The sequence below is a fragment of the Paracoccus sp. (in: a-proteobacteria) genome, from assembly GCF_032007265.1.
In the GTDB taxonomy this organism is placed as follows: Bacteria; Pseudomonadota; Alphaproteobacteria; order Rhodobacterales; family Rhodobacteraceae; genus Paracoccus.
Window position 1 is genome coordinate 1 of record NZ_DALZMB010000147.1, and the last position, 7,626, is coordinate 7,626.

Annotated in this window: 6 protein-coding genes; all 6 read left to right on the top strand. The window is 57.2% G+C overall.

Going from position 1 to position 7,626, the window contains the following annotated elements:
* Positions 1 to 543: 543 nt before the first annotated feature.
* Complete coding sequence (locus RTS12_RS19240; RefSeq protein WP_312531401.1) at positions 544 to 948, top strand: hypothetical protein; 405 nt, start codon at positions 544 to 546, stop codon at positions 946 to 948.
* Complete coding sequence (locus RTS12_RS19245; RefSeq protein WP_312531403.1) at positions 935 to 1,609, top strand: hypothetical protein; 675 nt, start codon at positions 935 to 937, stop codon at positions 1,607 to 1,609. The genes RTS12_RS19240 and RTS12_RS19245 overlap by 14 nt, the downstream gene beginning before the upstream one ends.
* 424 nt (positions 1,610 to 2,033) lie before the next feature.
* Positions 2,034 to 3,278: a hypothetical protein gene (locus RTS12_RS19250; RefSeq protein WP_312531405.1), complete on the top strand. Its 1,245-nt coding sequence runs from the start codon at positions 2,034 to 2,036 to the stop codon at positions 3,276 to 3,278.
* 15 nt (positions 3,279 to 3,293) lie between these two features.
* Complete coding sequence (locus RTS12_RS19255) at positions 3,294 to 3,788, top strand: hypothetical protein (protein ID WP_312531406.1); 495 nt, start codon at positions 3,294 to 3,296, stop codon at positions 3,786 to 3,788.
* 173 nt (positions 3,789 to 3,961) lie between these two features.
* Complete coding sequence (locus tag RTS12_RS19260; RefSeq protein ID WP_312531409.1) at positions 3,962 to 6,055, top strand: ATP-dependent endonuclease; 2,094 nt, start codon at positions 3,962 to 3,964, stop codon at positions 6,053 to 6,055.
* A partial coding sequence (locus RTS12_RS19265) for a UvrD-helicase domain-containing protein (RefSeq protein WP_312531407.1) occupies positions 6,052 to 7,626 on the top strand: 1,575 nt, incomplete at its 3' end. The genes RTS12_RS19260 and RTS12_RS19265, both read left to right, overlap by 4 nt.

Here is a 7,626-nt window from a genome sequence, read left to right on the forward strand (position 1 = left end):
TCACGCTACGAGAAAATTCTACTGCCGCATCCCCTTAACCAAGGGGAGGATTACCTGCCTGCTTCCAACCCAATTGCCACACAGGCCGGAATTAGATTGCGATGCTCTAAGCTCTTCGGACACATTCGACCTAGGCGCTGCCTGATATGCCAATTCGCAGTTGCCGCAGAAGTTTCGGCCCATAGCCGCCGGTCAACCTCAAATCATGCTGCTTTGCCGCATTCCCCGAAGCTGCCGATTGTATTGTTCTGCAGCATACACCGGTCACGATGGCAGGCGCGGGGCGTCTCTGCCGGGAGGACCGACCCCGTTGGGCGTCCAGTAAGCCGAGCTGTCGCAAGCCCGCCCCAAAGCCATAGCGGCCAGGCGCGAGAGGCTCAGCGAACCCGCCACAAACGGCACATCGCCTCATTCGCGCCAGCGCAGTGGAAAATTGACGCCAGCCACTTCACGGATAGTGATTGAAGCTGCGCCTTCGACGAGGCGAGTCATATGCATCATTTAGACTTGACCGCAGGGTGCCGGACCGGCAATTGAGGATCGATGGATGATGAGGAAATTGAACAACTGATCGCTGACCTGCGAGAACTACTGTTTCGCAAAGGGTTCGGCTGGGCTGCAGTTGAAGCGGAAGATTCTCTCAATTCTATGGTCGCACCGCGGACGCGCGCACTCGCCCTGATAACTGCGGCCGAAATCGTCACCGTCGATCTCGCCGACATCGAATTATCAATAGGCGATAGCTTTTTTAGTGGGGAAATCCACTTCGAACCAGATGACATGGACCGGCCTGATGACGAAGAGGCGCTCAGCCTGAGAGATCGTAAAGCCTTTGATGTCGAATCGTATTTATCTTCCGGTCCTGAGCGCAGAAGGGCACTCTCGGAACTCGCTGCCCACCGGCAGGTATTCGATTTACTGAGGAACCATCTTGATGGCGCTGACTAGCCTGCTGACCAACCTCGAGACAGCGCTCGGCCTGTCGGTCGATCTTGGATACGCTAGCAAGGCGAAGGATAATGACCTCTACGAGGCCTACGTGTTGACGCTGCTACTTTCGGCGGCGGCTTGTAAAGGCTGGAAGCTAGAGCTGCGCGACGGCTGGGGCAATCCCGTTACAGAACCCTTGTTCCGCCTTGGCCCTGGTCGGATCACGTCCCGTCAATACACGTTCGCGCAGATGACGAAGGCAGGCAGGGAGCCGCTAGAAGCACACTTGGGAGTGAAAGTTTCTGGGCAGACGCCCGTCGGGATTTCGATCCCGACGAAGTCTGGGCGTCTGCTTCATGAGTTTGATCTCATCGTGCTCCCGGAAATAGTCGCCAGTTCATGTCGCGCCAGCGGAGGCGATCCCGATTATACGGCCGTCACAGTCCATGCAGAGATGAAATTTTACTCTGGCAAACTGGCCCTGCCCTTGGGGCGGGCGTCTGTCGGTATGGCATTGGAATGCGGCCTTTCTGGAAAGTCTGCACTCATTACCAACCAAAACGGATATTCTGTGCAAGATCTGGTTCAACACCACGGCGTGGCATTCCGCTTCAATGTTTGTCCGTCAAATTCCACAGCCGAGTGGCACGTGAAAAAGTGGTTCTCGGCCTTTCTTTGAAACACCTAAGGCGACGGGCGTGGCGATCTCCATCGATTTTTTAGGGTGGCGCTCACGGTTTCCGCCGACCGTCCGCTTCCTGCGTTCATCACTCCTCGGGCTCTTGTAGGGCACCGGGCGGAATCTTGAATTTCCGGCATGGGGTGTCGCCGAGCTGCGGCAAAGGTAGTACTCGCGAACGGCCGGTAAGGGCTCCAATGAACATACCTCGACACGGCGACCAGCAATTCCGTTCAGTCGCCTGAAGCAGGCGGTCGGCCCACGGCGGTCACTCATCGCCACGTACCGCTGCGCGACGGAACTCCCCGAAGCGACCACTCAAAGCTAGGTGAATCATTTCGTCTCGGTGAGTGTTCGCGCTTCGAATGTTGCAAGCGTGTGCGCTCATGTCATAAAAATCGTTAGAGGGGCAATGGGGCGGAGCATGGAGATCGCATTACTGGAAGCAAACGCGATCTCACGTCGTCTGAAGGCGTTGATCAAAAATCATGACTGTATCTCCATTGCCGTTGCGTGGGGTGAATTAACCGAGGTTGCCAAGACGCTGGTCGCCAATAAAGCCAAGTTCGACACTGTTCTATTCGGCCTCGATTTCTCGGCGACTGATCCAGACCTCATCGACGAACTCGTCGGCGTGCCCAATGCCTTCGTTGCGAAGAACAGGCCCGGCTGCTTCCACCCCAAGATTTTCTATTTTCAGTCGGGCGCCGAGGCAGAGGCGATCGTTGGCAGCGCCAACTTCACTAACGGCGGACTAGGCAAGAATCTTGAGGCCAGCGTCTATGTGAAAGGCTCGACGGACGAGATGTTTTTCAAGCAGGTCCGGAAGCAGCTTGCGAGCTACGAGTGGCTTCACCATCCCATCACGAAGAAACTCGCCGCTAGCTACCGTCGGCAGGCCAAGGCCGCGGATAAGGCCCAGAGACCGATCAATCCGGTTTTGCCCGATGACGAGGATCAATGGCCCCGCCTCAACTCGCGCCTTGCTACCATGTCTTGGGAGGAGTTCGTCAGGCGCGCACGGCGCGATAAACATCACGGCTTCGACAAGCGCATCGATCTGGTCCGTGAAATCCAGAAGATGTTTGCAAGGAAAGGCTCGTTCGCAGATCTCTCGCTCGCGGAATGGAAGGGCGTTGCCGGGCTGCTTGGCACTGTCGAAGCCACGTCCGCGAACCTAGGCAGACTCGAATGGGGTTGGTTCGGTTCGATGAAAAGAGCCACCGCCTTCACCAAGGCTATCGGGCTTCAGGATTCAGCGATCGCACAAGCTCTGGACCTGATCCCCAAGCGCGGTGATGTCACCCGCGCCCAGTTCGATCAATATGCTGCGACCTTCAAACGGGCTCTCCCAAAATCGAAAGCAGGCAACCCTATCGCGACCGCGACCCGCCTGCTTGCGATGAAGCGCCCGGACTTCTTCGTCTGCGTCAACGGCGGCAACAAGTCCCGCCTTTCGGAGGCGCTCGACTTTCGCCCGAACATGCTGACCCTCGACACTTATTGGGATTGGGTCATCGAGCCCATCCGACAGGCGCCCTGGTACAATGCACCGCGCCCGGTGGACGTGGATATGGAGCTATGGGACGCGCGCGTCGCCATGCTCGATGCAATCTACTACGCGCCACCCACGAAAAAGCCAGCCCGGGCCGCCAAGACCAAATCGTAGAAGCGAGAGACATGCATGACGGACGACATTTATCCTTGGACCGGTACCTTCAACGATCTCGCCCCCGACGACCAGCGTGCCGTCGCGCAGCTTGTCGTCAGGGGGGAGGCCGTCGATGGCACCGTCGACGTTCTCCTCGCCCGGCTCGAGCGCACCCGCTGCGTCGCGCTGCTGCGCGAGACAGGCACCGATCGGATAATCGGCGCGGCGGCATGGAAGCAGCCTCTAGCATCCTATCGTCGCGAAAAGTTCACCAAGGCTTGCGCACCGATTGCCGGCTTCGAGGCTGCCCCCGAACTCGGCTATGTCGTCATCGCCCCCGACATGCAGGGCAAGCAACTTTCTGCGGGTCTCGTCACCGCGATTGCCGAGAAGTTGACTGAGCCCACCTTCGCCACAACCGACAGCAACACCATGCGCAACAATCTCGAACGCTCGGGCTTCACCCGGGTCGGCGGTGAATGGCAGGGCAAGAAGGGCTTGCTTTCGCTCTGGACCATCACGCCCTGACAGCGGCTCAAACCGGACGATCGCAGGTCAGACTTGTTGCCGAGCACCGTGCTCCGAAGCGGTCTACGTAATTGACGCTGATCAAAAAGTGAATTCTTGCGACATATACATTCAAAAGTTGCTTCTGGAATAAAAACTGTCAACTTGAGGGCGAATTGATTTGGAGTGAAGTGGTGCAGGTCAGAAAGGTTCGAATTCAGGGTTTTCGGCTGTTACGGGATGTTGAGCTCATGCTCGAGGATACGGCAACTATCGTGGTGGGCCGTAATAACAGCGGCAAGACTTCTTTGACGGATGTTTTCCGGTGTTTCGCTGCCACAGGCTCACCTTTCAGGCTACAGGACTTTTCGGCCGCTGAGCGCTCGAAATTCGCTGCGGCTAGGGGGGCCAAGGCGGCCGGCGCTACGCCGAATGCCGTGCTTGACATGCTGCCGAAGATCGCAATCACGCTCACTCTTGCGTACGACAAGGCGGCGGCCGACATTGGCGCGATGTCACCCTTCGTGATCGATCTCGATGCTGGCTCGGACATCGCGATCGCGCATGTCGTTTACGCTCCGCGGTTATCGAGCCTGTCGATGCTCTTGGAATTCGACGCAGATCCCGACGCTTCCGACCCCGCTGCCGCCTTCTATCGCCACGTCAAGGAAGTTCTCGGATCCGTATACGAAACCGAAGTCTGGGCGATCGATCCCACGGAGCCGGACAACCGGCGGCGGTTGGAGCCCAGCCATCTGCGCTCACTGATCAAGTGGGATCTAGTGCGTGCGCAACGAACCCTCGACCATTCCAGCCACGGTGACGCGGACGTCATCGGCAAGATTCTCGGCGACCTCTATAAGACAGCTAAAGCTCCGACGGCAGCCGCTGCCGATCAGGCACTCGCGGCACAACTGAAGTCATCGGTTGAAGGTATCGAACGTGGTGTTCAGGAAGAATTCGACGACGTGCTGACGGGTCTACTGCCGGCTATGGACGTTCTTGGATTTCCGGGGCCGAACGACTCTACCCTGCGGCCCGAGACGGTGCTGAACGTCGAGGCGCTACTCAACGACCACACCAAGATTGTCTACGCCAGCAATGACGGCGTGCACTTACCCGAAGGATATAATGGGCTCGGAACGCGCAACCTGATCTACATGCTGCTGCAACTCCAGATCTTCCATAAGGAGTATAGGGCAAGGGAAACTCGCCCCAGCACTCATTTGATCTTCATTGAGGAGCCAGAAGCTCATCTCCATCCACAGATGCAGGAGGTGTTCATCGCGCAACTGCATAAGGCGGTCGCAAAGCTGTCCGAAGGGTATCCCGACGAGCCGGCGTGGAAAGTACAGTTCGTCATCACCACCCACTCGCCGCATGTCGCCAACACTGCCACGTTCGAAGCGGTCCGTTACTTCCTCAATGAGGACCCAGTCGCCGCCGGTGCCAGACAGACCAAGGTAAAGGACTTCAAAAAGGGCATGGCGGCCATCCCGGATCCCGACAAGGATTTCTTGCACCAATACATGACGCTTACAAAGTGCGACCTATACTTCGCCGACAAGGCGATCATGGTGGAGGGAACGACGGAGCGGATTCTGGTGCCGAGATTGTGCGACCTTGCGGATCGGGAACTTCCAGCCGAACACAAATTGGCCCGGCAATACGTGACCACGATGGAAGTAGGTGGGGCATACGCCCACCTCTTCTATCCCTTAATTGACTTCCTGGAACTCAAAACGCTCGTCATAACCGATATCGACTCCGTCGTTGGTGTCGCAACGAAGACCAAAGCCGGCAAGGACACAACCAAGTACGAGAAATGCATTGTGTCCGAAGGTCAGCGTACAAGCAACTCGGCTATCAGGCATTGGTTTGACACGAGTTCCGGCGCGAACCCGCCCCACATTAAGCCTTCGGAATTAATCGCGAAGACGGATGCAGAGAAGACTTCACGGTTCCGACGCTTGGCGTTTCAGATTCCAGAGGTGAAGGAGACGAACGCCTGCGCCCGCAGCTTTGAAGACGCCCTGATCCTTGCCAATCCCAAGCGCTTTGGACTCGAAGGAGGTGAGAACATGGTTTCCGAGGCATGGGAAATGGCTAAGGACATGGGAAAGGCGGACACGGCACTGCAGTTCGCCATTCGTGAAAAGGATTGGGTAGCGCCGCGCTACATCCGTGAAGGATTGGCTTGGCTGGCCGAACCTCAGTCCCCGCCCGCAGAGCCGCCGCCGATTGTTCCGCAGAAAGATGGTGGCGAAGTCCCGGGTTTCGCATCGTGACCGTCAGCCAAGAAAACCCCGCCATTGTCGCGGCGAATGCGGCACAAGCCAAGATCGAGGCCAGCCTCGATGCGGGAAAGAGCTTCCGGCTCGAAGCGGGTGCCGGCGCAGGCAAGACCTACTCACTCGTCGCAGCTCTTAAGAAGATCATTTCCGAGCAAGGGCGCTCCCTGGTTCAAGCAGGGCAGCGCGTGGCGTGCATCACCTACACGGAGGTGGCGCGCGATGAGATCGCCGTCGAAGTCGAAGATCATCCGGCTATTCTCGTCGAGACTATCCACGCATTTTCTTGGAGCTTCATGGCGCCATTTCAAGCCGCGTTGCGGTCAGTGCTTTCTGAACTGGAAAGCCGGACAGACGTGATCGCGGAAGCCGGTGGCATGGGCGACAAACGGGTAACTTACGATCTGGGATTCTTCCGGATTAGCGGCGATGAGGTGTCGCTTGCCCATGACGACGTTCCGGCGATCATGGCCAAACTTTTGTCAATGGAAAAATTTAAGCGCCTTCTCACACAACGGTTTCCCATCCTCTTCATCGACGAGTACCAGGACACTGATCGCAACTTCATGAACGCGATTGACGAACATGTCTTCAAAAGCAGCGGCGGCCCCCTTGTCGGGCTGTTCGGCGATCATTGGCAAACAATCTATCGAAGCGAGTACGAGCTCGCTCAGTACTCCGTCGACGGCATAGACAAGGGCTCCAATTTCCGCTCAGTGCAGCCCATCGTTGATGTGCTCAACCGTTTGCGGCCGGAACTGCCTCAGGTGGTCAGCCATCCCAATCTGCCGGGCGAGGCCCGCTTCTTCCACGCCAACGCCTACAACGGGCAGAGGACCAATTCGCCCCATTCTAAAAACGACCTGCCTTCCGAAATGGCAAGGGCCGCAAGGATCAACTTGATGGCTCGCCTAGAGAGTGAAGGTTGGGTCCCAGAAAAAACTAAGGTCTTGATGCTTACCCATAGCGTCCTTGCCGCCGAACAGGGATATCCGGGCATAGCGGAAGCTTTCAAAGGAAAGAATGACCAGTTCGTCAGAAAGGAGGATCCCGTCGTCAGGTTTTTGGCCGAAGTTGTGGAGCCAATGTGCTCGGCATATTCGTCCGGCACCTACGGTGAGATGTTCCGCATTCACGGGAGCGGCCCCGCGATCCGATGCCATGGGGACAAAGTCTCCTGGCGCAAGGATATGGACCGACTTCTCAAGCTTCGAAGCCAGGGGAGCATCGGGCAGGTTCTTGACCACCTCAAGACCACGGACCGCCCCGTCCTCACCTCGCGGATCGTCAAGAGGGAGGATGATCTGGCGGCGCTCAGCGGGGAGGCTATCCCTGATGATATGGGTTCATTACAAAGACATGAGGCGTTGCGCAAGGTTCCCTACTCTCAGATAGTGGAAGTTTTGAAATTCATTGAAGGCTTCACGCCCTTCGCGACCCAGCACAGCGTCAAAGGCGCCGAGTTCGAGAATGTCCTCGTCGTACTGGGAGGAGGCTGGAACCATTACAACTGGCCACAACTGTTCGAGCTTCTGGAGACTAAAGGCGTAACGGAAAAAAACTCGAAG

Excerpts from the sequence above, each read along its gene's own strand:
- RTS12_RS19240 (WP_312531401.1), top strand. The coding sequence starts at position 544 with ATGGATGATGAGGAAATTGAACAACTGATCGCTGACCTGCGAGAACTA.
- RTS12_RS19255 (WP_312531406.1), top strand. The coding sequence starts at position 3,294 with ATGACGGACGACATTTATCCTTGGACCGGTACCTTCAACGATCTCGCC.
- RTS12_RS19250 (WP_312531405.1), top strand. The coding sequence starts at position 2,034 with ATGGAGATCGCATTACTGGAAGCAAACGCGATCTCACGTCGTCTGAAG.
- RTS12_RS19245 (WP_312531403.1), top strand. The coding sequence starts at position 935 with ATGGCGCTGACTAGCCTGCTGACCAACCTCGAGACAGCGCTCGGCCTG.